This window comes from Pantoea stewartii, assembly GCF_011044475.1.
In the GTDB taxonomy this organism is placed as follows: Bacteria; Pseudomonadota; Gammaproteobacteria; order Enterobacterales; family Enterobacteriaceae; genus Pantoea; species Pantoea stewartii.
The window spans coordinates 989235-1015251 of sequence record NZ_CP049115.1 but is presented as its reverse complement, the minus strand read 5'-3'; the positions used below and the strand labels follow the sequence as shown (position 1 = coordinate 1015251).

Sequence of the window (26017 nt, the reverse complement as noted above, 5' to 3'; positions counted from 1 at the left end):
AAAAGCATTGCCAGAAATTAATTCATCCAGCGTGTGATGGGTGTAAAAAATAAGGATTCTTTCATGTTGAGTTTCGACCCGGAAAGCGTGCAACTCCCGCCTGGTCACTATATTGGCGGAAAACATGTACAGACCCAGGGCGACGCTTTTGCCGTTAAACGCCCGTCTGATGGCAAGGTGTTTGCCACGCTGCGCGAAGCCCAGGCAGAGGATGTTGACCATGCCGTCATGACGGCACATCAGGCATTGAAAACCAGCGGCTGGTCAGGATGTGCACCGCGTGAACGTGGTCGGGTATTGCGCCGCTGGGCAGACTTAATCGAACAGGATCCCCTGCTGGCGCAGCTTGAAGCCCTTGGCTCAACCCGTCCGATTACCGATGTCGTGCAACATGAAATTCCCTTTACTGCCGAAGCCATTCGCTTCTATGCCGAGTGCGCCGACAAATACAGCGGCGATCTGTTTCCGACACGCGACAGTAGCCTGGGCATGTTGATTGCGGAGCCCTATGGCGTTATCGGGGCGATCACGCCGTGGAACTTCCCGCTGTCCATGGCTTCATGGAAATGCGGACCTGCGCTGGCCGCAGGCAATGCGGTAGTGCTAAAACCCTCAGAGCTGACGCCGCTGTCCACCGTGCGTATGGCCGAGCTGGCGGTACAGGCCGGGTTACCGGCGGGCATTCTGAATATTGTGCAGGGCAGCGGTGCGGTGACCGGCACAGCCCTGGTCAGGCATCCCCTGGTGCGCAAAGTCTCCTTTACCGGCTCCACTGTGACAGGCGCGCGCATTATGAGTGATGCGGCCCAGTTTGGCATGAAGCCCGTCACGCTGGAGTTAGGCGGCAAAAGCCCCCAACTGGTGTTTGATGATGCGGGCGAGATTGAGGTGCTGGCACAACGTATTCTGCGTGGCTTTACCGCCAACGGCGGCCAGGCCTGCGTTGCCGGGACGCGCCTGATTGTGCAGCGCGGTATTGCCGGTGCGCTGACGGAACGGCTGGCGGCGCTGTGTCGTGAGGTCCGGCCTGGCGTGACCTGGCAGGAGACCAGCCGCTATGCCCCGCTGATTGATGCGCGTCAGGGCAACAAAGTGCAGTCCGTGATTGAGGCGGCGAAAGCCCAGGGCGCAGACGTGCTGGTGGGCGGTGACCGCTTCGCGGATACCGACGAGGGCTGGTTCTGGCAACCTACGCTGCTGACGCAGGTGAAACAGGATAATCCGGCAGTGCAGCAGGAAATCTTCGGGCCTGTGCTGACAATTCAGACGTTCGACAGCGAAGACGAAGGGCTGGGGCTGGCGGCACATGAGACCTATGGCCTGTGCGCCGGGGTGCACACGCTGAGCCTGCCACGTGCGATGCGTGCGATACGGGGAATCGCTTCCGGCACGGTATGGGTCAACCGCTACGGGCGGTCCGGCGATTTCATTATTCCTACCGGAGGGTTCATGGGGTCCGGTATCGGCAAAGATTTGGGTCGTCAGGCGTTCCAGGCCTGCCAGCGCCAGAAAAGCGTCCTTATCGATTTTTAAGCACCTAACCAGACAATAACGAGGTTAATGTAATGGCACTGTTTAAACCCAAATTCATCACGTTTGATTGCTATGGCACGCTGATCTTTTTTGATATGGCCGGTGCGGCAAAACGCTGTTTTCACGATCGCGTCGACGCGAAAGACATGGCGGCCTTTGTGACCGACTTTTCCAGCTACCGCCTGGACGAAGTGCTGGGCGCGTGGAAACCCTATTACGATGTGGTCAGCAATGCGATTCAGCGCACCTGTAAAAAGTGGGGCGTGACATGGACGCAGGCAGACAGCGATTACATTTACACCGACTGCGCCACCTGGGGACCGCATCCGGATGTACCTGCCGGATTAGCTAAAGTGGCGGAAGCCTTCCCGTTGGTGCTGCTGACCAATTCAATGAAGGATCTGATTCCACACCATATTCCTCGTCTGGGTGCGCCCATCCACATGACGATTACCGCAGAAGAAGCGGGCGCGTATAAACCGCAGATGAAAGGCTTTGAATACATGCTGGAGAAACTGGACTGCCGTCCGGACGAAATTCTGCATGTCTCCTCCAGTTTCCGCTATGACCTGATGACGGCGCACGATCTTGGCATTAAACACAAGGTCTGGGTCAACCGTGGCCACGAACCGGCTAACCCCTATTACCAATACACCGAAATCAAAGACATTGGCGGCCTGCCCGGCGTCGTGGGTCTGTGAGGACAGCGTCATGAAACTGGAATCGTACTGGCAGGCGACCGCACCGGCGTTTCGCGCGGCCGCCAGCGGTCCGTTACCCGCCCACGCGGATGTGGTGGTGATCGGGGCGGGCTTTACCGGTGTTTCGGCGGCCTTATCGCTGGCGCGCAGTGGGATCAATGTGGTGGTGCTGGACAGCGGGGAGGTGATGAGTCAGGCCTCCGCCCGTAATGGCGGTCACTGCAACACCGGCGTGGCACAAAACTTTGCTTCACTGGTGGCCAGCCAGGGGCTTGAGCAGGCCAGTCGGTTCTATAAGGCATTCGATGATGCCGTGACCTATGTCGGGCAGTTGATTAAAGACGAGCAGATTGACTGTGACTTTCGTCTGTGCGGCAAGCTCAAACTGGCCAGTAAGGCGTCGCACTTCTCCGGCCTGCGTGAGGCCTGGGAACTGATGCGCCGTACGGTGGATCCGGAGGTGGAGCTGCTCAGTCAGTCAGAGATTGCGCAGGAGATCGACGGCGGCGATTTCCATGGCGGCCTGCTACAGCATCACGGCGGCCAGATGCACATGGGCAAATTTGGCGTCGGCCTGGCCGAAGTCGCGGCCCGCAGTGGGGCAAAAATTTATACGCACCATCACGTTACGAAGCTGGAACGGCTTGACGGCTACCGCCATCGGGTGGTGACCAGCAAAGGTGACATTCTGGCCGATAAAGTGCTGATGGCGACGGGCTGTTCGAGTGACGGTCCGTTCCCGTGGTTCCAGCGCCGTATTGTGCCGGTAGGCAGCTTTATCGTGGTGACCGAGCCGCTGGATACGGCGCTGCTTACCGGCTTGCTGCCGCATAAACGTAACTATGTGACCTCCATGAACATCGGCAACTACTTCCGGACCACCGCGGACAGCCGTCTGGTGTTCGGTGGCCGGGCACGCTTCGCCATCAGTAACCCAACGTCGGACTCCCGCAGCGGGGACATCCTGCACGCCGCTATGGCCAGTATGTTCCCCAGACTGCGCCATACGCAGATCGACTACTGCTGGGGCGGCATGGTGGATATGAGCGCCGATCGCCTGCCGCACGCAGGCGAACAGGACGGTGTGTTTTACTCGCTGGGTTACAGCGGGCATGGCACGCAGATGTCGGTATGGATGGGCCGGGTCATGGCCGATCTGTTGAGTGAGAAATCCCGCGATAACCCCTGGCAGCGCGAGACATGGCCTGCACTGCCGGGTTATCACGGAAAACCGTGGTTCCTGCCTCTCGCCGGGCTCTACTACAAAGCAAAGGATCGCCTTTCATAACTTCACATTGTTTTTCAGGCCGCCGGGGCATTGTCGGGTCGAAACATCATGACCGGATCATCGCCTTCGCGGTGCGCGCCACACAGCATGTGCCGTCTGATTAACGCAGGGAATTTCACCGTTCGCTTGAAAACGTAATGAGGGTGTACAGATGAGTAAAATCGATAATAAAGAATCTGACGTAACCAATCCTGCTCTGACGCGGATGATCACTGAAGGTACGCTGTCCCGCCGCAGTCTGATGAAATTGCTTTCAGCCGGGGCCGCGATGAGCAGCGGGCTGATCGGCTTCCCTGGCATGGCGCTGGCAGAGGAGAAACCGACTCAGGGCGGCAAAATCCGTGTGGGCATGTCCAATGCGTCGGCGACTGACACGCTGGACCCGGCGAAAGGCAATAACAGCGCCGACTTTACGCGCCAGTTTATGTTCTACAGCGGACTGACAGAGGTGGATAAAACCCTGACGGTGAAACCTGCGCTGGCGGAATCCATCGACTCTGACGATGGCGTCACCTGGAGCATTAAGCTGCGTAAAGGCGTGACCTTCCATGATGGTAAGCCGTTTACGTCCAAAGACGTGGTTTATTCACTGAGCCGCCATAAAGATCCAGCCGTCGCGTCCAGCGCTTTCAAGCTGGCTGAGCAGTTCAAAACCATCAACGCCGTCAACGACAATGAAGTGCAGCTTATTCTGGTGGCACCTAACTTTGACGTTCCTTACATGCTCGCAACGTCGCCCTTCCTGATCGTGCAGGACGGCACCAAAGATTTCAGCAAAGGTATCGGCACAGGGCCGTTTGTCTGCAAAAGCTTTACGCCTGGCGTCAGTACGCTTGGCACGAAAAATCCCAACTATTTTAAACCGGGGCTGCCGCATCTGGACCAGGTGGAGCTGCTCGGCGTGACCGATCAGGCGGCCCGCGTCAATGCTCTGTTATCAGGCGATATTCAGGTGGCTTCAGGGCTGAAAGCCTCGGACAGTATGCGCATCAGCCGTACACCGGATCATGCGGTGCTTGAAACCAAGGGCGGCATGTACACCAACCTGATCATCCGCACCGACATTAAACCCGGCAGCAATCCGGATTTCGTGCTGGCGATGAAATATCTGCAACCCCGAGAGATCGTGGTGAAAACCGTGTTGCAGGGCTTTGGCGACGTCAGCAACGACACGCCGGTGCCGCCGTGGCACCCGCTGTACAACGCCGATCTCAAACCCCGTCCGTTGGATCCGGAAAAAGCGAAGTTTTATATCAACAAAGCCGGCATGAGCGGGCAAACCATTGAGATTGTTACGACGCCGCCGCTGGAAGGCGCAACCGAAGGCGCGCAACTGATTCAGCAGGTAGGTCGCAATGTCGGACTGAACGTCAATGTGCGTCGTGTGCCGTATGAAGGCTACTGGGGGACCCACTGGATGAAAGATCCCATTGGTTATGGCTCCATCAACCCGCGGCCAACACTGGATATGCTGTTCTCACAGTTTTATCTCTCCAGCGCACCGAACAACGAATGCGGCTGGAAAAATGAACAGTTCGATCAGCTGGTGATTGCGGCGCGTGGCGAACGTGATAAAGCCAAACGCAAGCAGATGTACGGCGATATGCAAACCCTGATCTATGACCACTGCGGCACGCTGATTCCTGCCTTTATCAGCTCGATGGATGGTTACAGCAAAAAGCTGAAAGGGCTGGAAGCCTGGCCGTCAGGCATGTTGATGGGCTATCGCTTCCATGAGTTTGCCTGGCTGTCTGCCTGATCACGCGTCTGTAAGAGGAGTTCGCCGATGAACCGATACATGATGTTCCTGATTGCCCGGCGCATTGGCGCCGGCATCCTGACCTTGCTTATCGTCTCAGCGGTGGTGTTCTTTATCACCAGCCTGCTGCCTGGCGATGCGGCGCAAATGATCCTGGGGCAAAACGCCACACCCGAAACCGTGGCGGCCCTGCGTCAGCAACTGGGCTTAGATCAGCCGCTGCTGGTGCGCTATTTCACCTGGCTCGGCGGCATGCTGACAGGGAATTTTGGCACCTCATTTGCCAGTCATCTGCCGGTGGCACAGCTGGTGGCACAGCGGCTTCCGGCCACGTTTGAACTGGCGGCGACCACCACCGCCATCTGCGTGCCGCTTGCGCTGATTATCGGTATTGCCGCCGCGATGAACCGCGGCTCGAAGCTGGATCGCGCGCTGGTGATTGGCACTATGGCCACGGTAGCCGTACCGGAATTTCTGGTAGCGACCGTAGCGGTGCTGATCTTCGCCGTGAAGCTGCACTGGGTCTCGGCTATGTCACTGGGCAGTCCCAACATGGATTTCGCCAGCTATATCAAAGCCTACGCATTGCCGGTCATCACGCTATGTTGCGGCCTGGTCGCCCAGATGGCGCGCATGACGCGTGCGGCCATCATTAACCAGCTCGACAGCCCGTATCTGGAAATGGCCTTGCTGAAAGGCGTTTCCCCGATGCGCGCCGTGTTGCGTCATGCCTTACCTAACGCCGTTGGCCCGATTGCGAACGCGATTTCCCTCAGCCTTTCTTATCTGTTTGGTGGCGTCATCATCATTGAAACCATCTTCAGCTATCCCGGTCTGGCCAGCCAGATGGTGGATGCGGTCAGTAACCGCGATCTGCCCGTCGTGCAGCTCTGCGTCATGCTGTTTGCCGGCTGTTATCTGTTGCTGCTGCTGGCTGCGGATATTGTCACTATCGCCTTTAACCCGAAATGGAGGAGCTGATGAAACTTCTGCTTCCCTGGCGCATTTTTCAGTCACTGTCGTTATCAGGTCGCCTGGGCCTGATCGTGACCCTGTTCTGGCTGGTCATCGCGCTGTTTGGCACCTGGTGGGCACCGCACAGCCTCGACGATATTGGTTCCGGGCCGCTGATGGGCGGATTCACCCCCGAAAACCTGTTGGGCACCGATTATCTGGGGCGGGATATGCTCACGCGCATTATGTACGGCGCGAAATTCTCGCTGGGCCTGGCACTCGGCGCGGCCATTCTGGCCAGCCTGATTGGGACGATGCTGGCCTTAATCGCGGCGGTCACCGGACGCTGGCTGGAAGAGCTGCTGGGTCGCATTAACGACGCGATGCTGGTGCTGCCGGGTAAAATTCTGGCGCTGATGATTGTGGCGGTATTTGGTTCTTCACTGCCGATGCTGCTGATCACGGCGGTGTTCACCTACTGGCCGGGCGCCTTCCGCATTGCGTTTGCGCTGGCCAGTAGTTTGCGCAATATGGATTACGTCCGCGCCTCCCGGCTGCGGGGCGAAAGCCGCTGGTACATCGCCATCCACGATATTCTGCCGAACATGGTTCATCCGGTGCTGGCCGATTTTGGTCTGCGCTTTGTGTACATCGTCCTGCTGCTGAGCGGCCTGAGCTTCCTGGGGTTGGGCGTCCAGCCGCCGTATGCCGACTGGGGCACCTTAGTCCGCGAAAATATTCAGGGGCTGTTTGACGGTTCGCCGGCGGTGTTGATGCCCGCCCTGGCGATTGCCAGTCTTACTATCGCCGTAAACCTGTTTATTGACAGTCTGCAAAGCATGCGTCCGCTGACGCTGGCAAAGGAGGGGGCATGAACGTGACACCACATACTGCGATGCCTGTGATTTCGGTGGATAAACTGCGCGTAACGGCACACAACGACAATGGCGATGAGCTGGATATCGTCTCCGATATTCGCTTCACCGTGCAGAAAGGGGAAGTCCTGGCGCTGATTGGTGAATCCGGCTCGGGGAAAACCACCATCGCAATGGCGCTGATGGGCTATGCCCGCCACGGTTGTAAGATCGCCGAGGGAAATATCCACGTCGCGGGCACCAACGTCATGGCACTGACGCCTGCCGAGCTTCGCTTTTTCCGCGGAAATAAGGTCGCCTATATTGCGCAAAGTGCGGCGGCCTCGTTTAACCCCGGCATGAAAATTATCGACCAGGTGATCGAGCCAGTGGTGATTCACGGCACGATGACGCGCAAGGCGGCAAAAGCCAAAGCGCTGGGCCTGTTTCGGGAGCTGGCGCTGCCGAATCCGGACACCATTGGCGATCGCTTTCCGCATCAGGTTTCAGGCGGCCAGCTACAGCGCTTAATGACGGCCATGGCGCTGATTAGCGATCCGGAGGTGGTGATTCTTGATGAGCCCACTACCGCGCTGGATGTCACCACGCAGGTCGAAGTGCTCAAAGCCTTCCGCCGCGTGGTCAAACAGCGTGGCGTGACGGCGATTTATGTCAGCCACGATCTGGCCGTCGTTGCACAAATGGCCGACCGTATTCTGGTTTTGCTGCAGGGAAAAATTGCCGAATACGGCACCACGGCCCATCTGATAGGCGCACCGCAGTCGGACTATACGCGCCTGCTGATGGCGGCGGCGCAACAGAAAGAACGCCCCAGCAACTGGTGCCCGGCAAAGGCGAATGAGCTGCCGCTGCTGGAAGTACGCGACCTGTCTGCGGGTTACGGACCCAAAGGCAGTGATGGTTTGCCCAAAGTGCGCATTCTGGAAAACATCAATCTTACGCTCTGGAAAGGCCAGGCCATCGGCATTATCGGTGAGTCCGGCTCGGGCAAAACCACGCTGGCTCATGCTATCGCCGGCCTGAACCCGGCCTGTCAGGGGCAAATCCTGTTTAACGGTCACATGGTGGCCGGTCAGATGCAAAAGCGCACGGATAACGAACTGCGTCGTATTCAGTATGTTTTCCAGATGGCGGATACGGCGCTCAATCCTGCACACAGTGTGGAACAAATTCTGTCACGCCCGCTGACGCTGTTTCATGGGCTGAGCGGCATCGCCCGGCAGAACCGGCTGTATCAACTGCTGGATTTGGTCAGGCTGCCACGTACCGTGCTCTCGCGCCGTCCCTGGTCGCTGTCCGGTGGACAAAAGCAGCGCGTGAACCTGGCGCGCGCGCTGGCGGCAGAGCCGGATGTCATTCTGTGCGATGAGGTAACCTCGGCGCTCGATACCGTGGTGGCCTCGGCGGTACTGGATCTGATCAGTGAGCTGCGCCGTGAACTGGGGCTGTCTGTCATCTTTATCAGCCACGATATGCACGCCGTCAGAGCGGTGTGCGATGAGATCGTCGTCATGCGCAATGGCGCTATCGTCACCCAACTGGCGCGGGAAAATTACGAGCAGCCGACCCGCGAGCTCTATTTTGAACGCCTGAAACGTGCCGTGCCTGAACTCCGTCAGGGCTGGCTCGACGAGCACGAAGAGATCCTGAAAGCCGAATAACCGGTAAACAAGCGCCCCCCATTCCGGGGCAGGGCAGCACGCCATTGCCATGTTGCCCCAACACACGACGAGGTTGTGACGACATGCCCGCACCGATTCGATATGTACAGGACAGCCCGGATTTCCCGGATGCTGCTGATGTGGTGGTGATAGGTGCCGGTATCGCCGGTGCAGCCGCAACCTGGTATCTGGCAAAGCAGGGCCTGAAAGTGGTGCTGATAGAAAAAGGCCTGGTCGGGGCCGAACAGTCCAGCCGCAACTGGGGCTGGTGCCGCCAGCAGAATCGCGACGAGCGTGAACTGCCACTGGTGATTGAAGCCCTGCGCGGCTGGGAACAACTGAGTCAGGAAACCGGGGAAGAGCTGGGGTTTCGCCGCAGCGGCCTGGTGTATGCCACCCGCAATGAAGCGGATATTGCCGCCTGGGATAAGTGGGGGCAGATGGCGAAGCAGTACGGCGTGCGCAGCGATATTCTGAATGCCCGGCAGGCTAAAGCGATGACGCCGGGCAGTACCACTGACTGGCTGGGCGGCGTATCAGCGCCTACGGACGGTGCTGCTGAGCCGCGACTCGCCGCCCCCGGCATTGTCATAGGGGCGCAGAAAAACGGGGCGCAGGTTTTTCAGCAGTGTGCCGTGCGCGGGCTGGATATCACGGCGGGCCGTGTCAGCGGCGTCGTTACGGAACGCGGCCTGATCAAGACCAGCCGTGTGATCTGTGCTGCCGGGGCATGGACCTCGATGTTTTGCCGTCGTCACGGACTCGATCTGCCGCTTGGCAATGTGATTGGCACCGCGTTTCGCACTCAGCCCATTCGGCAGGCCATTACCGTGCCGTTTTATACCGAACGTTTCGCCTGTCGCCCACAACTGGACGGCAGCTATACGGTTTCCGTCTCCGGCCGCGGCAGACTGGAGCCCGGCGCGCAGGGGCTGCGCTATCTGAAGCAGTTTTATTCCACATTCAAAAGTCGTCGTAAAAACCTTACCCTGAACCTGGGGATTAAACCGTTTTTCCATGGGCCTGAAGCCATGGGCCGCTGGGATCTGGATAGCGTTTCGCCGTTTGAGCGTATGCGTATTCTCGATCCGGCCGCCGATCGCTCGGTGGTGGAAAACGGCCTGGCAGCGATGCGCCTGGAGTTTCCTGCCCTGGCCAACCTGAAGGTTGCCCAGGCCTGGGGCGGCATGATTGACAGCACCCCGGATGCGATTCCGGTCATCTCCACCGTGGCAAAACTGCCCGGTCTGGTGCTGTCGGCGGGCTTCAGCGCCCACGGTTTTGGCATTGGCCCCGGTGCGGGCCGCCTTGCCGCCGAGCTGGCAACTGACGCCACGCCGGTTGTTGATCCGACACCTTATCGCTACAGCCGTTTCACTGACGGCAGCGCACTTGATGCACCTGGCATGATGTAAGGAAAGCAAAATGACATTTCATATTCGTACCATGACCTCAGACGATATCCCGCAGGTTCACGCCATGAGCCAGGCACTTAACTGGCCGCACCGTCGCGAGGACTGGGCGATCGGCATCCAGCTTGGCGAAGGCGTAGTGATTGAAGAGCAGGGTGAGGTCATCGGCAGCGCGATTCTGTGGCGCTGGGGTGACGAGGCCGCCACCATTGGCCTGGTCATTGTGGCCAATCAGCATCAGGGCCGGGGACTGGGCAAGCAGCTGATGCTGGCGCTGCTGGAAAAAGTCCCCGGCTATAACGTACGTCTGCACGCTACCGACATGGGCAAGGGCCTTTACGAGAAACTGGGTTTTGTGGCCTGCGGCAACATTCTCCAGTACCAAACGCCATCACTGAGCAGCGTGCCGGCCGTGCCCATCCCGGCGGGGTTAACTCTGTCTGCCGCAACCGCCGACGACCAGGACAGGCTGGTGCAGATGGACCAGGCGGCGCATGGGCTGTACCGCCCTGAACTTATTGCGCATCTTATTAACGATAACCAGACCGTTATTTTGCAGGACGACGCACAACAGGCGCGCGGGTTTGCCAGCCTGCGCCGTTTTGGCCGCGGCTGGGTGATTGGTCCGGTGATCGCGGACAGTTTACCGGTGGCACAGGCACTGACCGCCGCGTTAATGCAGGGCCTGAAAGGGGAATATCTGCGCATGGACACCGACGCCGCGCTGCCGATGGCCAGTTGGCTTGAAAGTCTTGGACTGGCCAATGTGGATGCCCCGGTCACCATGGTACGTGGCCAGGTGTGGGCACCACAGGGCATGCAGGCGTTTGGCTTAATGACCCAGGCGATGGCCTGATGCATATCGTGTACAAATCGGAGCCCCAGCGTGGCCTTTACTGGCAGCGCTGGCTGGCGGCGCATGCGCCGGATATCCACTTACATCTCTGGCCCGAAACGGGTGAGCCGGAGCAGGTAGAGGCGGTGATCGCGTGGGTGCCGCCGGACGATGTGACCCGCCGGTTTCCCAACCTGAAAATTCTGTTTTCTGTCGGTGCCGGGGCGGAACAGTTCGATCTGTCCGCGCTTCCTGCGCACCTGCCGTTAGTGAGGATGATTGAACCCGGGCTGACGCAGGGCATGGTGGAATACATTACCTTCGCCGTGCTGGGACTGCATCGCGATATGCCGCGCTATTTCCAGCAACAGCGTGTGCAGCAGTGGCAGGCGCATTCAGCCGTGCCCGCCAGCGAACGGCGCGTAGGGATCATGGGACTCGGCGAACTGGGGCGCGCCGCACTGACCCAGCTTCAGACATTAGGCTTTGACTGCGGCGGCTGGAGCCGGACGCCCCATCAGATACCGGGCGCAGTGTGCTGGCACGGTGACGCGCAGCTGCCCGCGTTTCTGGCACGCAGCGACATTCTGGTGTGCCTGTTACCACTGACGCCCAGCACAGAGGGCCTGCTCAATGCCAGACTGTTCAGCCAGTTGCCCGCCGGGGCCGCGCTGGTGCAGGCCGGACGCGGACCGCAGCTTAACGAACAGGATTTGCTGACCGCGCTGGACAGCGGTCAGTTACGGGCCGCGGTGCTTGACGTAACGGAGCCGGAACCGCTCCCTGCCGGTCATGCGTTCTGGACCCATCCCGCCATCTGGCTCACGCCCCACATTGCCAGCCGCACACAAAACGACAGCGCGGTGAGCGCACTGGTGGCCAACCTGCGGCGTTTTCAGCGCGGTGAGCCGCTGCACGGCGTTATCGATCGTTCACGAGGATATTAAGATGGATCATTTAGTGGCGTTGCGCCGGGATCTGCACCGTAACCCGGAGCTGGGATTTCAGGAGCAGCGTACCAGCGACATTGTTGCCCGCTTTTTACACGATCTGGGTATTGAAGTGCATCGTGGCATCGGTAAAACCGGCGTCGTGGGCATACTGAAGAAAGGCACAAATTCGCGCATGATTGGGTTGCGTGCCGATATGGATGCGCTTCCTGTGCAGGATAAAGGCGAGGTTGCCTGGACCAGCCTGCAACAAAACCGCAGCCACGCCTGTGGTCATGATGGCCACACGACCATGTTGCTGGGCGCAGCGGAGAAACTGGCGCGTGACGTTGCGTTTGACGGTACGGTGTGTTTTATCTTTCAACCGGCAGAAGAGGGGCTGGCGGGCGCGAAGGCTATGATCGACGATGGCCTGTTTGAACGCTTTCCCTGCGATGCCGTGTATGCGCTGCATAACTGGCCCGAGCTGCCGCTTGGGGAGATTCAAACCCGTCCGGGGCCGATTATGGCGGCAGCCGACCGTTTTGATATCACCATCAAAGGCGCAGGCGGGCATGCTGCCCAGCCTCATCTGACCCATGACACGCTGCTGGCGCTGAGCGAGCTGGTGGTCCAGCTCAACACGCTGGTGCCACGGGCACTCGATCCCTGCGAACCGGCTCTGCTGACCGTGACGCGCATGCAGGGCGGTTTCTCCCACAATATGATCCCTGCGGAAGCCAACATCACCGGTACGGTGCGCACCTTTAATCCCGCGGCGCAGGACATCATCGAATCACGCCTGCGGCAGATGGCAGAACACATCGCGGCCGCGCACGGCTTACAGGCTGAGGTGAACTATCTGCGCTATTACCCGGCCACGATCAACAGTGATGCGGAAGCGACTCAGGCACTCGCCGCCCTGCAGGCCGCAGGTATGCAGGCACGCCTCGCGGCTCAGCCCGCGCTCACTTCAGAAGATTTTGCTTTTATGTTGCAGGCCAAACCCGGCGCCTATTTATGGATCGGCTCCGCGCCCTGCAAGCCGCTGCACCATGCGGCCTATGACTTTAACGACGCGTTGATACCGCATGGAATACGGGCATTTATCACGCTGGCCTGCCACGGGCTGGGGGCAACATTTCCTTGCTGAAACCTGTGGGATTTTAACACTTAATGCCGCTACTGGCGGAATTACGGCACCGTCATCGCTCAACAGATTGCGATACTTAAGCCAACCGAACACGACGTGGATGAGGTAGAGAAATGCAGAATGTCCTGGCAGAACAGCAAACTTATTCGGATAACAGCCTGTTGCTGGATGTCCGAGAACATCATGTGCCGCGTGGCATCGTTACCGCACATCCGCTGGTGATCGAACGCGCGAAAGGCAGCGAAGTATGGGATGTGGAAGGGAACCGCTATCTGGATTTCGTGGGCGGCATCGGCGTACTGAACGTCGGTCATAACCATCCTGCGGTCGTTAATGCCGTGACCCGTCAGCTCGGCCTGGTGTCGCATGCCTGTTTTCAGGTTGTGGCCTATCCCGGCTATATCGAACTGGCACAGCGCCTGAATAAGCTGGTCGGCGGTGAAGATCGTTATAAAAGTGTTTTCTTCACCAGCGGCGCAGAAGCCGTCGAGAATGCGGTAAAAATTGCGCGAGCTTATACGCAACGTCCCGGCATTATCGCCTTTGACGGTGCCTTCCACGGTCGTACCTTGCTGGGCGTCACGCTGACCGGCATGTCTGCGCCGTACAAACAGAATTTCGGTCCGTTCCCGAGTGATGTGTATCGTCTGCCGTTCCCGAATCCGTTGCACGGTGTCACGGAGGCCGACTGTCTGAAGGCGCTGGAGCAGCTGTTTGCGGTGCAGATTCTGCCGGAGCGCGTGGCCGCCATTATCATTGAACCGGTGCAGGGCGATGGCGGCTTCTTACCGGCCGGTCCCGCGTTTATGCAGGCCCTGCGCCGCATTACCACCCAGCACGGCATTGTGTTGATCTGTGATGAAATCCAGAGCGGCTTTGGCCGTACCGGCACAATGTTTGCCTTCCAGCAACTTGGCATCAAACCGGATTTAGTCACGACGGCGAAGAGTCTGGCGGGCGGGTTGCCGATTTCGGGCGTGGTAGGTAAAGCCGAGATCATGGACAGCCCGGCACCGGGCGGACTGGGCGGGACCTATGGCGGTAACGCGCTGGCCTGTGCGGCGGCCCTCGCGGTACTGGATATCTTTGAGCAGGAAAATCTGCTGGCGCGTTCTTGTCAGTTAGGTGAGCAACTGAATCAGCGTCTGCGTCAGCTGGCAGACAAGTATGCCTGTATTGGCGATGTGCGCGGCGTAGGTTTTATGCAGGCCGTTGAGATTCTGGATGTGGACACACACAAACCCGACAGTGCACTGACGCAAAAGATCCTCGACTGCGCCTGTCAGGAAGGGTTGCTGCTGATTAAATGTGGCTTGCATCGCAATACCATACGTTTCCTTGCACCGTTAGTGACCACCGATTCGCAACTTGAAGAGGCGCTGCACATTTTCGATATCGCGCTGGCGCGGGCAACCGGTCGTTTGTAGCAGCACTGGCCCTCATTGACAAGGCAGCCACCCGGGATGCGGTCCACCAGGCCGCAACCGGGTGTCACGCTGGCGCATTTTTTGCAAAGCGTGATAAGCCCGGGATTTTTTGTGTTACAAAAAAGTAGCGCAGTTGTTATTTTAAAAGGCGTATTTTAAGGAGTAACAAAAGTGCGCTTTGCGCGAGTACACAGCGTATTTCTGGGTAGTCACGAACGTCCAGTACAGCGGTAAACAATGAGGGGTGCTATGAACGGCTTAATGAAACTCGATCGCATCGATATCAATATTCTGGTGCAACTACAAAAAGATGGCCGTATCAGCAACGTTAATCTCGCCGATGCCGTCGGGCTTTCCCCGAGCCCTTGCCTGCAACGCGTCAAGCGCCTGGAACAGGCGGGATTCATCACGGGCTATGAAGCGCACGTTAATCTCACCAAAATTACCGATTCCGTCACCGTCTTTACCGAAGTCACGCTTAACGGACACCGCCGCGAAGACTTTATGAAGTTTGAAGCTGCGATGCGTGATGTCGATGAGCTGATGGAGTGCCATCTGATTACCGGCGGTTACGATTACCTTCTGCGCTTTATCACCCGCAGTATTGAGCACTACCAGGACGTGATTGAGAAGATGCTCGATGCCCAAATCGGCATTGATAAATACTTCAGCTACATCGTGATCAAATCCCCGGTCATGAAAAGCAGTGTGCCCCTGCGCTCACTGATCGGCAAACATAACGCGATGGAATACGGAAGCCAGTAGCCCGCGCAGTAAGAACGCTTTTTCGCGATGACAGGTACGAATGCAACATCGCCTGGGCGCGAAATCCATCACTGACCGTTGATATTTTTTTGATCGACTACCCTTTAAGTCTGCACGGACTAAGAGGGGGAAGGCGACCATGAGTACCAAAACCAGTGATTTTTTTGTCCAGCGTCTCAAGGCGTGGGGCGTTACGCGCATTTATGGCTATCCGGGCGATGGCATCAACGGTGTTTTAGGGGCCATTCAGCGTGCCAACGAACAGGGTGACGGCATTGAATTTATCCAGGTCCGTCACGAAGAAATGGCCGCCTTTATGGCCGCCGGACATGCCAAATTTACCGGCGAGCTTGGCGTTTGTCTGTCAACGGGCGGCCCGGGTGCGACACATCTTCTGACCGGGCTCTACGATGCCAAAATGGATCACGCACCGGTTCTCGCCATTGCCGGGCAGGCGGAAGCGACCGCTCGCGGTGCCAGTTATCAGCAGGAAATGAACCTTGACCGGATTTTTTCCGACGTGGCTAATTTTGTGCAGGAAGCCTCCGCGCCTGCGCAGGTCCGCCATCTGATTGACCGTGGCGTTCGTATTGCCATTGCACAGAATGGCGTGGCGGTGGTGATCGTCCCGAAAGATATTCAGGACGAAGCCTGGCAGGCGCCTCCGCACCTTCACGGGTTTACCCATTCTGGCAGCGGCTATCAGCGCCCCAAAGTTGTCCCTTACGACCATGATCTGCAACGTGCTGCGGAGGTGCTGAACAGCGGGAAAAAGGTCGCCATTCTTATTGGTTCTGGTGCCCGCGATGCGGCGACAGAAGTGGTGAAAGCGGCTAATCTGTTGGGCGCGGGCGTGGCAAAAGCGTTGTTAGGTAAAGATGTGCTGCCGGATGATGCCCCTTTTGTAACCGGCGCTATTGGTTTACTTGGCACGGGGCCCTCCTGGGAAATGATGCAACACTGCGACACGCTGCTGATGATCGGTAGCGGCTTTCCCTGGACGGAATTTCTGCCGAAAGAAGGTCAGGCACGCGCAGTACAGATTGATATCGATCCTGCCATGCTGGGCCTGCGTTATCCTTGTGAAGTGAATCTGCACGGCGATGCCGCAGAAACGTTGCGTGCTTTATTACCTTTGCTGGAGCACAAAACCGATCGTCGCTGGCAGGAGGATATTGCACGTCAGGTACAAGACTGGTGGACACTGATGGAAACGCGAGCGCATGCTCCTGCCAATCCCGTTAATCCGCAGCGTGTGGTATGGGAAATGTCGCCGCAACTGCCGGACGATGCCATTGTGACCTCCGATTCCGGCTCCTGTGCCAACTGGTTTGCGCGTGACTATCGTGTAAAACAGGGCCAGCGCGCCTCACTGTCCGGCGGCCTGGCCTGTATGGGGGCGGCGGTGCCCTACGCGATTGCGGCCAAATTTGCCCATCCGCACAAGCCGGTTGTGGCGCTGGTGGGAGACGGGGCGATGCAGATGAATAATATGGCTGAGCTGATCACCATTCAGAAATACTGGCAACAATGGGCCGATCCGCGCCTGATTGTTTGTGTATTCAATAATCAGGACCTCAATCAGGTGACCTGGGAACAGCGCGTGATGGAGGGCAATCCGCGCTTCGAAGCAACCCAGCAACTGCCGAACGTTAACTATGCTGAGTTCGCTGAATCCCTGGGATTGACAGGGATCTATGTGGATAATCCGGATGCGCTCGCAGGTGCATGGCAACTGGCGCTCAGCGCTGACCGGCCTGTACTGCTGGAGGTAAAAACCGATCCGGAAGTCGCGCCTCTGCCGCCACATATCACGTTCAGTCAGGCCAAATCCTTTATGGCCTCCATGGTTAAAGGGGATCGTGGCGCGGTCCAGATTCTCAGTGACACGGCCAGCCAACTTTTTCATAAAAAGCAATAGCGGGTAAATTTTCACTCGCCCTGCGGCAAGACTCTGCTTGCTGCCGGCCATGCGGATGTCCGGCAGCCCTTTGCTAAACCGATAACAGGAGCCTGATCATGGGAACAAACACACAACCGGTGTGGCTGATTTCTGGATGTTCAACGGGATTTGGCCGTGAACTGGCGCAGCAGACCATCGCCCGCGGATTCCGGGTGGTCGTAACTGCACGCCATCGATCAGCGATCGCCGATCTGGTTGACGGCCATCCGAACGCGATCGCGGTTGAACTGGATGTGACGCAACAACACAGTATTGATAAGGCGGTCAACAAAGCGCTTGAAACGTTCGGCACCCTTGACGTACTGGTCAATAATGCGGGTTACGGTTACCAAAGTTCCGTCGAAGAAGGGGAAGACAAGGCCATACGCGCGCAGTTTGATGCCAACGTTTTCGGTCTGTTTGCTCTGACGCGTGCGGTACTGCCGGCTATGCGCACCGCGCGACGGGGCCACATTATGAATATCACCTCCGTGGCAGGATTTATCGGCTTTGCCAGCTCAGGTTATTATGCTGCCAGTAAGCACGCCGTAGAGGGCTGGTCTGACTCGCTCGCCCAGGAGGTGGGTCCGTTAGGGATTCACGTCACCTGTATTGAACCCGGCCCGTTTCGTACCGACTGGGCAGGACGTTCGCTGCATCAGACCCCGAGCACCTTACCGGATTATGCCGAAACCGCTGCCGCCAGGATGAAGGCGACGGCGGCGTACAGCGGCACGCAAAAAGGTGACCCTGTTCGTGCGGCGAGCGCGATGATCGCCATTGCTGAACACCCTGAACCGCCGCGCCACGTGGTGATGGGAGCATGGGGTTATGAGGCGGTGACGGAAAAACTCAAAGCGCGACTGGCACAGATAGAAGCCTGGAAACAGACATCATTATCAACCGATTTTCCTGATTAAACAGCCGGATAAGCCCTGACCGCCATATGGCATGGATGCCCTATGGCGTTGAGCGGTTTACTCTCAGACCTGTCCGGTGTCCTGCGCTTCACAGACAAATTCACCTTCGCTTCACTAAGTCGTCACCTCTCTGTCATCTGATCCCGTCACGCTGTAGCCATCCCGCAGTCCACCGGCTGCGAAATCCCCCCTTACGCTGTGAGGATTTATTTGTGATGGAGTTATCCAGACATCCGACCACTGTGTATCAGGCCGTTGCGGCGCAACTGGAGCAGGCTGTTCAGGAGCGTTATCGCAGTGGTGACTACCTTCCTTCGGAGCAACAGCTGGCCGATCACTATGCCGTTAACCGCCACACCTTACGTCGGGCGGTTGATGAACTGGTGAATAAAGGGTTGCTGCAGCGTCGCCACGGCGTCGGCATTTTGGTGTTAATGCGCCCGTATGATTATCCGCTCCATGCGCAGGCCCGCTTCAGCCAGAACTTACTGGAACAGGGCAGCGATCCCACCAGTGAGCGCCTGCTGGCCGTATTGCGTCCTGCCAGTACAGACGTCGCGGCCGCATTAGGCGTGAACGAAGGCGACAACGTCATTCATCTGCGCACGCTGCGCCGGGTCAATGGCCTGCCGGTGTGCCTGATTAATCACTTCCTGCCCGACCTCAGTTGGTGGCCGCAGTTACAACGCTTTACCAGCGGCTCGCTCCACGACTTCCTGCGGCAGCACACCGGCAAGCAGCTGGTGCGCACGCAAACGCGCATCAGCACCCGTCGGGCTCAGGCCAAAGAGTGCAAGCAACTGGAGATCGCACTGCATTCCCCCTTGTTGTGCGTGCGCACCCTGAATAAAACCACCGATGGTGCGATGGCGGAGTACTCCGTCAGCCTGACGCGTGGCGACATGATTGAACTCACTCTGGAGCACGAATGAAACAGCAAACGGCACGCCAGCACTGGCTTTCGGTGTTGGCCCACAGTAGCGCCGCCGAGCTTGACGCGCTCTGGCAGCCGCTCAACCTTACGCCGGCATTTACGCTGATCCGACCGGCTGAAATTGGCCTGACACGGTTGCAGGCCCGCATGGGCGCGACGGGCAAACGTTTTGTGATGGGCGATGCCACCGTCACGCGCGCGGTCGTCCGGCTAAACGATGGCACCCTGGGCTACAGCTACCTGCTGGGCCGGGATAAAGCCCACGCCGAACGCTGTGCCCTGATGGATGCGCTGTTGCATCAGACGGGCACCGCCGAGCTGTTACAGGAAAAGATTATTACCCCACTGGCGGCCTTACGCGACGAGCAGCGTCAGCTGCGTGCACGTGAAATCGCCAGTAGCAAAGTGGACTTCTTTACGCTGGTACGCGGAGACAATGAATGACTTTACTGGCAAGTTTTCATCACCCGGTTGCGGATGCGCAGCATGCTTTTCGCCGCATTCTGAAAGCCATGAGCGAACCTGGCGTTATGGTATCGCTGCCGCTGCAACAGGGCTGGGGCGCACTTTCTCCCGCCGCCACTGCCGTGCTGCTGACCCTGGTCGATCAGGAAAGCCCCCTATGGCTGGACCCACAGGTCGATAATCAGACGCTGCGCGATAACCTGCGTTTTCATACCGGCGCACCGATTACCGACAGCAGTGATGCGGCATTTGCGTTAAGTCACGCGACCGCTCAGCCTAATCCGGCCGACTTTTCCGCGGGTGATAACCTGGCACCTGAGAAAAGCACCACGCTGATTATTGAGGTGCCTGCGCTGAACGGTGGCCTGGCATTACGGTTGACAGGGCCGGGGCTGCGCGAAGCACGCGCCATTGCGCCACAACTGCCGGAAAGCGTGATCGACTACCTGCGTGCCCGCCCGCATCCGTTTCCTCAGGGGGTGGATCTCATCTTTACCTGTGGCGAAGCGATGATGGCGGTGCCACGGACAACCCACGTTGAGGTGTGCTCATGTACGTAGCCGTGAAAGGGGGCGAAAAAGCCATTGCTAACGCCCATCACCTGCAGGCGGATGTGCGGCGCGGCGATCGCGCGGTGCCTGAATTATCCTGCGACCAGGTCGCGCAGCAGCTCGGTCTGGCGGTAGATCGGGTAATGACGGAAGGTGGCATTTACGATCCCGCGCTGGCGGCGCTGGCGATTAAGCAGGCCAGCGGCGATCTGGTGGAGGCCATTTTCCTGCTGCGTGCCTATCGCACAACCCTGCCGCGGCTGGCGCAAAGCACGCCGTTAGCTACCGGTAGCATGCGAATCGAGCGACGCATCTCGGCGGTGTATAAGGATTTACCCGGCGGTCAGGTACTCGGGCCGACCTACGACTATAGCCACCGTCTGCTGGACTTTACGTTGATAGCAAATGGCGAAACACCGCCGCCGCCGCGCAGTGAGCAGGCGCTGCCGGAACACTGTCCGCATATGTTCAGCATGATGAGCGAGGAAGGCTTCGCGGAGGCAGAACACGACGATGGCAGCGAACCCACGGATATCACCCGTGAGCCGATGGGCTTTCCCGCCTCGCGCGCGGCACGTCTTCAGCAACTGGTGCGCGGCGACGAAGGGTTTCTGCTGTCGCTGGGCTATTCCACTCAGCGTGGCTATGGCCGCACGCACCCCTTTGCCGGTGAAATCCGTACCGGATACGTCAGCGTCAGCATTTGCCCCGAAGAGCTGGGTTTTGAACTGGAGATCGGGGAAATGCTGCTGACCGAATGCGAAATGGTCAACGGTTTCACGCACGACGGCGAAAGCGCCCCGCACTTTACACGGGGTTATGGCCTGGTCTTTGGCCGGGCTGAGCGTAAAGCCATGTCCATGGCACTGGTGGATCGGGCGCTACAGACGCGTGAACACCATGAACGCATTACCAGCCCGGCGCAGGACGAGGAGTTTGTGCTGTCCCATGCGGATAACGTCGAAGCCGCAGGTTTTGTGTCCCACTTAAAACTGCCGCACTACGTCGATTTCCAGGCGGAACTGGAACTGCTGAAACGTCTGCGCCAGGACTATCAGGAGCAGCAAAATGGCTGAACTCAGCGGCTATAACAACGGCTATCTTGACGAACAAACCAAACGTACGATCCGACGCGCCATCCTGAAAGCCGTGGCGATTCCCGGCTATCAGGTGCCGTTTGCCGGACGTGAAATGCCGATGCCTTATGGCTGGGGCACCGGCGGCATTCAAATTACCGCCAGCGTGATTGGCGACAAAGACGTTCTGAAAGTTATCGACCAGGGCGCGGACGATACCACCAATGCGGTCTCGATCCGCCGTTTCTTTCAGCGCGTCAGCGGTGCGGCGACGACCGAGCGCACAGTGGACGCCACGCTGATCCAGACGCGCCACCGTATTCCGGAAACGCCGCTGCAAGAAGATCAGATCCTGATTTTCCAGGTGCCGATTCCCGAGCCGCTGCGCTTTATTGAGCCTCGCGAAACGGAAACCCGCACCATGCATGCGCTGGAAGAGTACGGCATCATGCAGGTCAAACTGTACGAAGATATCGCCCGTTTTGGTCACATCGCCACCACCTATGCCTATCCGGTAAAGGTCAACGATCGCTATGTGATGGATCCGTCGCCGATCCCCAAATTCGATAACCCCAAGATGCACATGATGCCCGCGCTCCAGCTGTTTGGTGCCGGTCGTGAAAAACGCACCTATGCCTTGCCGCCCTATACCAAAGTTGAAAGCCTCGATTTTGACGATCATCCCTTCACCGTGCAGCAGTGGGACGAACCCTGTGCGCTCTGTGGTTCGCGCCACAGCTATCTGGATGAGGTGGTGATGGACGACCAGGGCACGCGCATGTTTGTGTGCTCCGATACCGATTTTTGCCACCAGCAGCAGGAACAACACCATGCACAGTGAACAACCGCTGCTCGCGGTGAACAACCTTACGCATCTGTATGCGCCAGGAAAAGGCTTTGAAGACGTCAGTTTTGATCTCTATCCGGGCGAGGTTCTGGGTATCGTCGGGGAATCCGGATCGGGCAAAACCACCCTGTTGCGTAGCCTGTCAGCGCGGCTGGCACCGCAGGCGGGCGCGATTCACTATCTGCAACGCGATCTGTATCAAATGAGCGAAAGCGACCGTCGCCGCTTACTGCGCACGGCGTGGGGCGTGGTCCACCAGCACCCGCTGGAAGGTTTGCGCCCTCAGGTCACGGCGGGCGGCAATATCGGCGAGCGCCTGATGGCCGTCGGTCACCGCCATTACGGCGAGATCCGCGCGCAAGCCAGCCACTGGCTGCAGGCGGTGGAAATCGCAGCTAACCGCATCGATGATCTGCCGACAACCTTTTCCGGCGGCATGCAGCAGCGTCTGCAAATCGCCCGCAATCTGGTCACCCAGCCGAAGCTGGTGTTTATGGATGAACCGACCGGCGGCCTGGACGTCTCGGTGCAGGCACGGTTACTGGATCTGCTGCGTACGCTGGTGCGGGAACTCAATCTGGCGGTGGTAATTGTGACGCACGATCTGGGCGTGGCGCGCCTGCTGGCGCATCGCCTGCTGGTGATGAAGCAGGGCCGGGTGGTGGAAAGTGGCTTAACTGACCGCGTGCTGGATGACCCGCATCATCCTTACACGCAACTGCTGGTTTCATCGGTGCTCAACTAATGGCGACGGCGACTATGAAAACGCAACTGCGCGTAGAAAATTTGTGCAAAACCTTTGTGTTGCACAATCAAAACGGGGCGGCGCTGCCGGTATTACAGGATGCCTGCCTGGACGTCAGTCAGGGCGAATGCGTGGTACTGCACGGGCATTCCGGCAGCGGGAAATCCACCCTGCTGCGTGCCCTGTACGGTAACTATCAGGCCAACAGCGGCCAAATCTGGGTACAGCATCAGGGCGAGTGGGTGGATATGGCGCAGGCACCGGCCCGTCAGATTATTGCCATTCGTCGCGATACTATCGGCTGGGTCAGTCAGTTTCTGCGCGTCATCCCGCGCGTGCCGACGCTGGAGATCGTGATGCAGCCGTTGCTGGAGCGCGGCGTGGAACGCGGCTTCTGTGAAGCCCGCGCGAAAGAGCTGCTGACGCGACTTAACGTCCCGCAGCGCCTCTGGTCTCTGGCCCCCTCAACCTTTTCGGGAGGCGAGCAGCAGCGCGTCAATATCGCCCGTGGCTTTATCGCGGACTATCCGGTGTTGCTACTGGACGAACCCACAGCGTCACTCGACAGTGTCAACAGTGCCGCGGTCGTGGGCCTGATTGAGCAGGCGCGTGAACGCGGCGCGGCAATCGTGGGGATCTTTCATGATGAAGCGGTGCGGGAACGTGTGGCCGATCGCCTGCACGTCATGCAGCCCTTCAAAACAGGGGCAGAAGCATGATCATTAATAACGTAAAGCTGGTGCTGGAAAATGAGGTTGTTGCCGGTTCGCTGGAGTTTCGCGAAGACCGTATTACCAACTTTAGCGAAACGAACAGCCAGCTGGCCAGTGCGCTGGATGGCGAAGGCGCATATCTGCTGCCGGGCCTGGTGGAGTTGCATACCGATAACCTGGACAAATTTTTCACCCCACGGCCTAAAGTCGACTGGCCGGCGCACTCGGCGATGAGCAGCCACGATGCGCTGATGGTGGCCAGCGGCATCACCACCGTGCTGGATGCTATCGGCGTGGGGGATGTGCGTGATGGCGGCCACCGACTGGAAAATCTCAGTAAAATGATTGGCGCGATTCGTGACAGCAACCAAAAGGGGCTTAATCGCGCGGAGCATTTACTGCATCTGCGTTGTGAGCTGCCGCATCATACAACGCTGCCGCTATTTGAAGCCTTGCTGTCCTCACCTGAGCTGTCGCTGGTGTCGCTGATGGATCACTCACCGGGCCAGCGTCAGTATGCGTCGCTGGAAAAGTACCGGGAATACTACCAGGGAAAATACCAGCTGAATGACGAGCAGATGGATGCGTTTGAGCGCGAGCAACTGGAACTGGCCGAGGCCTGGTCACAGCCTAATCGTCTGGCGATTGCCGCGCTGTGCCGCGATCACGGCATCGCGATCGCCAGTCATGACGATGCGACTGTTGACCATGTCGAAGAGTCGCACGCCGTGGGCAGTGCGATTGCCGAGTTTCCCACCACGCTGGAGGCGGCAAAAGCTTCACGCTACCGCAACATGCAGGTGTTAATGGGCGCGCCCAACATTGTTAGCGGCGGTTCGCATTCCGGCAACGTGGCCGCCTGGGAGCTGGCCGCTCACGGCATGCTGGATATCCTGTCGTCGGACTACTATCCCGCCAGCCTGCTGGATGCGGCGTTCCGTCTGGCCGCCGATGAGCGCAATACGCTCTCTTTGCCTCAGGCCATTGCGCTGGTGACGTGCAATCCGGCACGTGCGCTGGGGCTGGAAGATCGTGGCGTGATCAGCGAAGGCTGCCGCGCCGACCTGGTCCTGGCGCATACCCAACATGGCCATCCCCATATTCGCCATGTCTGGTGTAAAGGTCGGCAGGTGTACTGATGGCCCGGCTCATCTGGCTTATCGGCCCGTCCGGTTCAGGCAAAGACAGCCTGCTGGACCGGCTGCGCGAGGCACCGCCTGAGGGCTTGCTGATTGCTCATCGCTATATTACGCGCCCCCATGATGTAGGGGGCGAAAACCATATCGCCCTGACGGAAGCGGAATTTATCCGGCGCGATGCGCTGGGGTTATTTGCCGTCAGTTGGCAGGCGCACGGTTTTTATTACGGCGTAGGCAGTGAAATCGACCACTGGCTGGCGTGCGGGCAAAACGTGCTGGTCAACGGATCGCGCCAGCATCTGGAACACGTCCGGGCACGTTACGGCACGCGACTGTTACCGCTATGCCTTGAGGTGTCGTCTGCGGTACTGGCCGCACGGTTACGCCAGCGTGGCCGTGAGAGCGAAGCGGCGATCGCCCAACGGCTGGCACGGGCTGACCGGCATCAGCCAGAAGGCTGCCTGCGGCTGAATAACGATGGCGCACTCGAAGAGACCGTACAACAGTTACGTCAGCTGCTGGAGGGCGCCTCATGAAACTGACCCTGCTCGGTACGGGCGGCGTAACCGGGGCTCCCGTGTTCGGTTGTGACTGTGACGCCTGTTTGCGCGCCCGTCAGTCTGCCCGTTATCGCCGCGCGCCTACAAGCGCGTTAATCGAAGCCGGACGTGAACGTATTTTACTGGATGCGGGCTTACCCTTGCTGGCAGAACGGTTTCAGCCTGAGGATATCAACCGGATTCTGCTGACGCACTATCATATGGATCATGTGCAGGGCTTATTTACCCTGCGCTGGGGCAAAGGGAAACCGATTCCCGTCTGGGGGCCGCCGGATGAAAAAGGCTGTGACGACTTGTTTAAACATCCCGGCTTACTGGATTTCCGGCCCGCGTTAACCCCCTTTGTGGCCCAGTCATTTGGCGACCTGCGGGTGACGCCCTTACCACTCCAGCATTCACGGCTTACGCATGGCTATCTGTTTGACTGGCACGGTGCCCGGCTGGCCTGGCTGTGTGATACCTGCGGTCTGCCGCCGGATACCGCGGATTTCCTTCGTGGACAAACGCTGGACCACCTGGTGGTGGACTGCAACGATCCCCCCGGTCAGGGCGGGCGTAACCATAACGATGTGACCGCGGCCCTGACCATCATCGAGGCACTGAAACCCCACCAGGCCTGGCTGATTCATCTGAGTCACGATATGGACAACTGGCTGGCCGAGCATCCGCTACCGGCCTCGGTGCAGGCGGCGCATGACGGTCTGTCGCTGTCTCTGGACGCCGTTTTGCCTGTCATCGTTTAATCACATAACCGTAATACAGCTTTCATCCCCGGTGTTCTTAATATAGCGGTCTCTCGTCAGGTTCCTGCTGCGTGAGCAGGGCCTGCTGTC

25 protein-coding genes are annotated in these 26017 nt (G+C 58.6%); all 25 read left to right on the top strand.

Annotated elements, in window-relative coordinates; all coding sequences use genetic code 11:
* Window positions 1-63 precede the first annotated feature (63 nt).
* Window positions 64-1533, top strand: a complete 1470-nt coding sequence (locus G5574_RS04770) for an aldehyde dehydrogenase family protein (RefSeq protein WP_164482133.1) — start codon at window positions 64-66, stop codon at window positions 1531-1533.
* A 32-nt stretch (window positions 1534-1565) separates the two neighbouring features.
* Window positions 1566-2234: a haloacid dehalogenase type II gene (locus G5574_RS04765; RefSeq protein ID WP_039338052.1), complete on the top strand. Its 669-nt coding sequence runs from the start codon at window positions 1566-1568 to the stop codon at window positions 2232-2234.
* 10 nt (window positions 2235-2244) lie between these two features.
* The gene (locus G5574_RS04760; protein ID WP_006119656.1) at window positions 2245-3522 is read left to right on the top strand and encodes an NAD(P)/FAD-dependent oxidoreductase; all 1278 of its coding nucleotides are present in this window, start codon (window positions 2245-2247) and stop codon (window positions 3520-3522) included.
* 151 nt (window positions 3523-3673) lie between these two features.
* Window positions 3674-5281 carry an ABC transporter substrate-binding protein gene (locus tag G5574_RS04755; RefSeq protein ID WP_164482132.1) on the top strand — a complete coding sequence of 536 codons (1608 nt, stop codon included), beginning with the start codon at window positions 3674-3676 and terminating at the stop codon, window positions 5279-5281.
* A 27-nt stretch (window positions 5282-5308) separates the two neighbouring features.
* Window positions 5309-6262, top strand: coding sequence for an ABC transporter permease (locus G5574_RS04750; RefSeq protein WP_039338049.1), 954 nt, complete (start codon window positions 5309-5311; stop codon window positions 6260-6262).
* On the top strand, window positions 6262-7110 hold the full coding sequence (locus G5574_RS04745) for an ABC transporter permease (RefSeq protein WP_006119653.1): 849 nt from the start codon (window positions 6262-6264) through the stop codon (window positions 7108-7110). The genes G5574_RS04750 and G5574_RS04745 overlap by 1 nt, the downstream gene beginning before the upstream one ends.
* Window positions 7107-8771, top strand: a complete 1665-nt coding sequence (locus tag G5574_RS04740; RefSeq protein ID WP_110268287.1) for an ABC transporter ATP-binding protein — start codon at window positions 7107-7109, stop codon at window positions 8769-8771. Before G5574_RS04745 ends, G5574_RS04740 begins: the two co-directional genes overlap by 4 nt.
* An 83-nt stretch (window positions 8772-8854) precedes the next feature.
* The gene (locus G5574_RS04735) at window positions 8855-10186 is read left to right on the top strand and encodes an NAD(P)/FAD-dependent oxidoreductase (protein ID WP_164482131.1); all 1332 of its coding nucleotides are present in this window, start codon (window positions 8855-8857) and stop codon (window positions 10184-10186) included.
* Between the two features lie 10 nt (window positions 10187-10196).
* Complete coding sequence (locus G5574_RS04730) at window positions 10197-11039, top strand: GNAT family N-acetyltransferase (RefSeq protein ID WP_039338046.1); 843 nt, start codon at window positions 10197-10199, stop codon at window positions 11037-11039.
* Window positions 11039-11965, top strand: coding sequence for a 2-hydroxyacid dehydrogenase (locus G5574_RS04725; RefSeq protein WP_164482130.1), 927 nt, complete (start codon window positions 11039-11041; stop codon window positions 11963-11965). Before G5574_RS04730 ends, G5574_RS04725 begins: the two co-directional genes overlap by 1 nt.
* A gap of 1 nt (window position 11966) precedes the next feature.
* Complete coding sequence (locus G5574_RS04720) at window positions 11967-13100, top strand: M20 aminoacylase family protein (RefSeq protein WP_133745332.1); 1134 nt, start codon at window positions 11967-11969, stop codon at window positions 13098-13100.
* A 113-nt stretch (window positions 13101-13213) separates the two neighbouring features.
* On the top strand, window positions 13214-14527 hold the full coding sequence (gene gabT / locus G5574_RS04715) for a 4-aminobutyrate--2-oxoglutarate transaminase (RefSeq protein WP_164482129.1): 1314 nt from the start codon (window positions 13214-13216) through the stop codon (window positions 14525-14527).
* Window positions 14528-14776: 249 nt separating this feature from the next.
* The gene (locus tag G5574_RS04710) at window positions 14777-15292 is read left to right on the top strand and encodes an Lrp/AsnC family transcriptional regulator (RefSeq protein ID WP_033740352.1); all 516 of its coding nucleotides are present in this window, start codon (window positions 14777-14779) and stop codon (window positions 15290-15292) included.
* A 139-nt stretch (window positions 15293-15431) separates the two neighbouring features.
* Complete coding sequence (locus G5574_RS04705; protein ID WP_164482128.1) at window positions 15432-17213, top strand: thiamine pyrophosphate-requiring protein; 1782 nt, start codon at window positions 15432-15434, stop codon at window positions 17211-17213.
* 98 nt (window positions 17214-17311) lie between these two features.
* Entirely contained in the window at window positions 17312-18154 is an 843-nt protein-coding gene (locus G5574_RS04700) for an oxidoreductase (protein ID WP_110268292.1), read from the top strand.
* Window positions 18155-18369: 215 nt separating this feature from the next.
* Window positions 18370-19086, top strand: a complete 717-nt coding sequence (gene phnF, locus G5574_RS04695; RefSeq protein WP_006119641.1) for a phosphonate metabolism transcriptional regulator PhnF — start codon at window positions 18370-18372, stop codon at window positions 19084-19086.
* Window positions 19083-19532, top strand: a complete 450-nt coding sequence (gene phnG, locus G5574_RS04690; RefSeq protein WP_164482127.1) for a phosphonate C-P lyase system protein PhnG — start codon at window positions 19083-19085, stop codon at window positions 19530-19532. The genes phnF and phnG overlap by 4 nt, the downstream gene beginning before the upstream one ends.
* Entirely contained in the window at window positions 19529-20113 is a 585-nt protein-coding gene (phnH, locus tag G5574_RS04685; RefSeq protein WP_033739495.1) for a phosphonate C-P lyase system protein PhnH, read from the top strand. Before phnG ends, phnH begins: the two co-directional genes overlap by 4 nt.
* Entirely contained in the window at window positions 20104-21180 is a 1077-nt protein-coding gene (locus tag G5574_RS04680; protein WP_006119638.1) for a carbon-phosphorus lyase complex subunit, read from the top strand. Before phnH ends, G5574_RS04680 begins: the two co-directional genes overlap by 10 nt.
* The gene (locus tag G5574_RS04675; RefSeq protein ID WP_164482126.1) at window positions 21173-22021 is read left to right on the top strand and encodes an alpha-D-ribose 1-methylphosphonate 5-phosphate C-P-lyase PhnJ; all 849 of its coding nucleotides are present in this window, start codon (window positions 21173-21175) and stop codon (window positions 22019-22021) included. Before G5574_RS04680 ends, G5574_RS04675 begins: the two co-directional genes overlap by 8 nt.
* Complete coding sequence (gene phnK, locus G5574_RS04670) at window positions 22011-22772, top strand: phosphonate C-P lyase system protein PhnK (protein WP_006119636.1); 762 nt, start codon at window positions 22011-22013, stop codon at window positions 22770-22772. The genes G5574_RS04675 and phnK overlap by 11 nt, the downstream gene beginning before the upstream one ends.
* Complete coding sequence (gene phnL, locus G5574_RS04665; protein WP_164482125.1) at window positions 22772-23491, top strand: phosphonate C-P lyase system protein PhnL; 720 nt, start codon at window positions 22772-22774, stop codon at window positions 23489-23491. Before phnK ends, phnL begins: the two co-directional genes overlap by 1 nt.
* Window positions 23488-24624: an alpha-D-ribose 1-methylphosphonate 5-triphosphate diphosphatase gene (gene phnM, locus G5574_RS04660; RefSeq protein WP_164482124.1), complete on the top strand. Its 1137-nt coding sequence runs from the start codon at window positions 23488-23490 to the stop codon at window positions 24622-24624. Before phnL ends, phnM begins: the two co-directional genes overlap by 4 nt.
* Window positions 24624-25160 (top strand): ribose 1,5-bisphosphokinase, encoded by a 537-nt coding sequence (gene phnN / locus G5574_RS04655; RefSeq protein ID WP_006119633.1) that lies wholly within the window; start codon window positions 24624-24626, stop codon window positions 25158-25160. Before phnM ends, phnN begins: the two co-directional genes overlap by 1 nt.
* Window positions 25157-25927 carry a phosphonate metabolism protein PhnP gene (phnP, locus tag G5574_RS04650; protein WP_164482123.1) on the top strand — a complete coding sequence of 257 codons (771 nt, stop codon included), beginning with the start codon at window positions 25157-25159 and terminating at the stop codon, window positions 25925-25927. Before phnN ends, phnP begins: the two co-directional genes overlap by 4 nt.
* The last annotated feature ends 90 nt before the right edge of the window (window positions 25928-26017 follow it).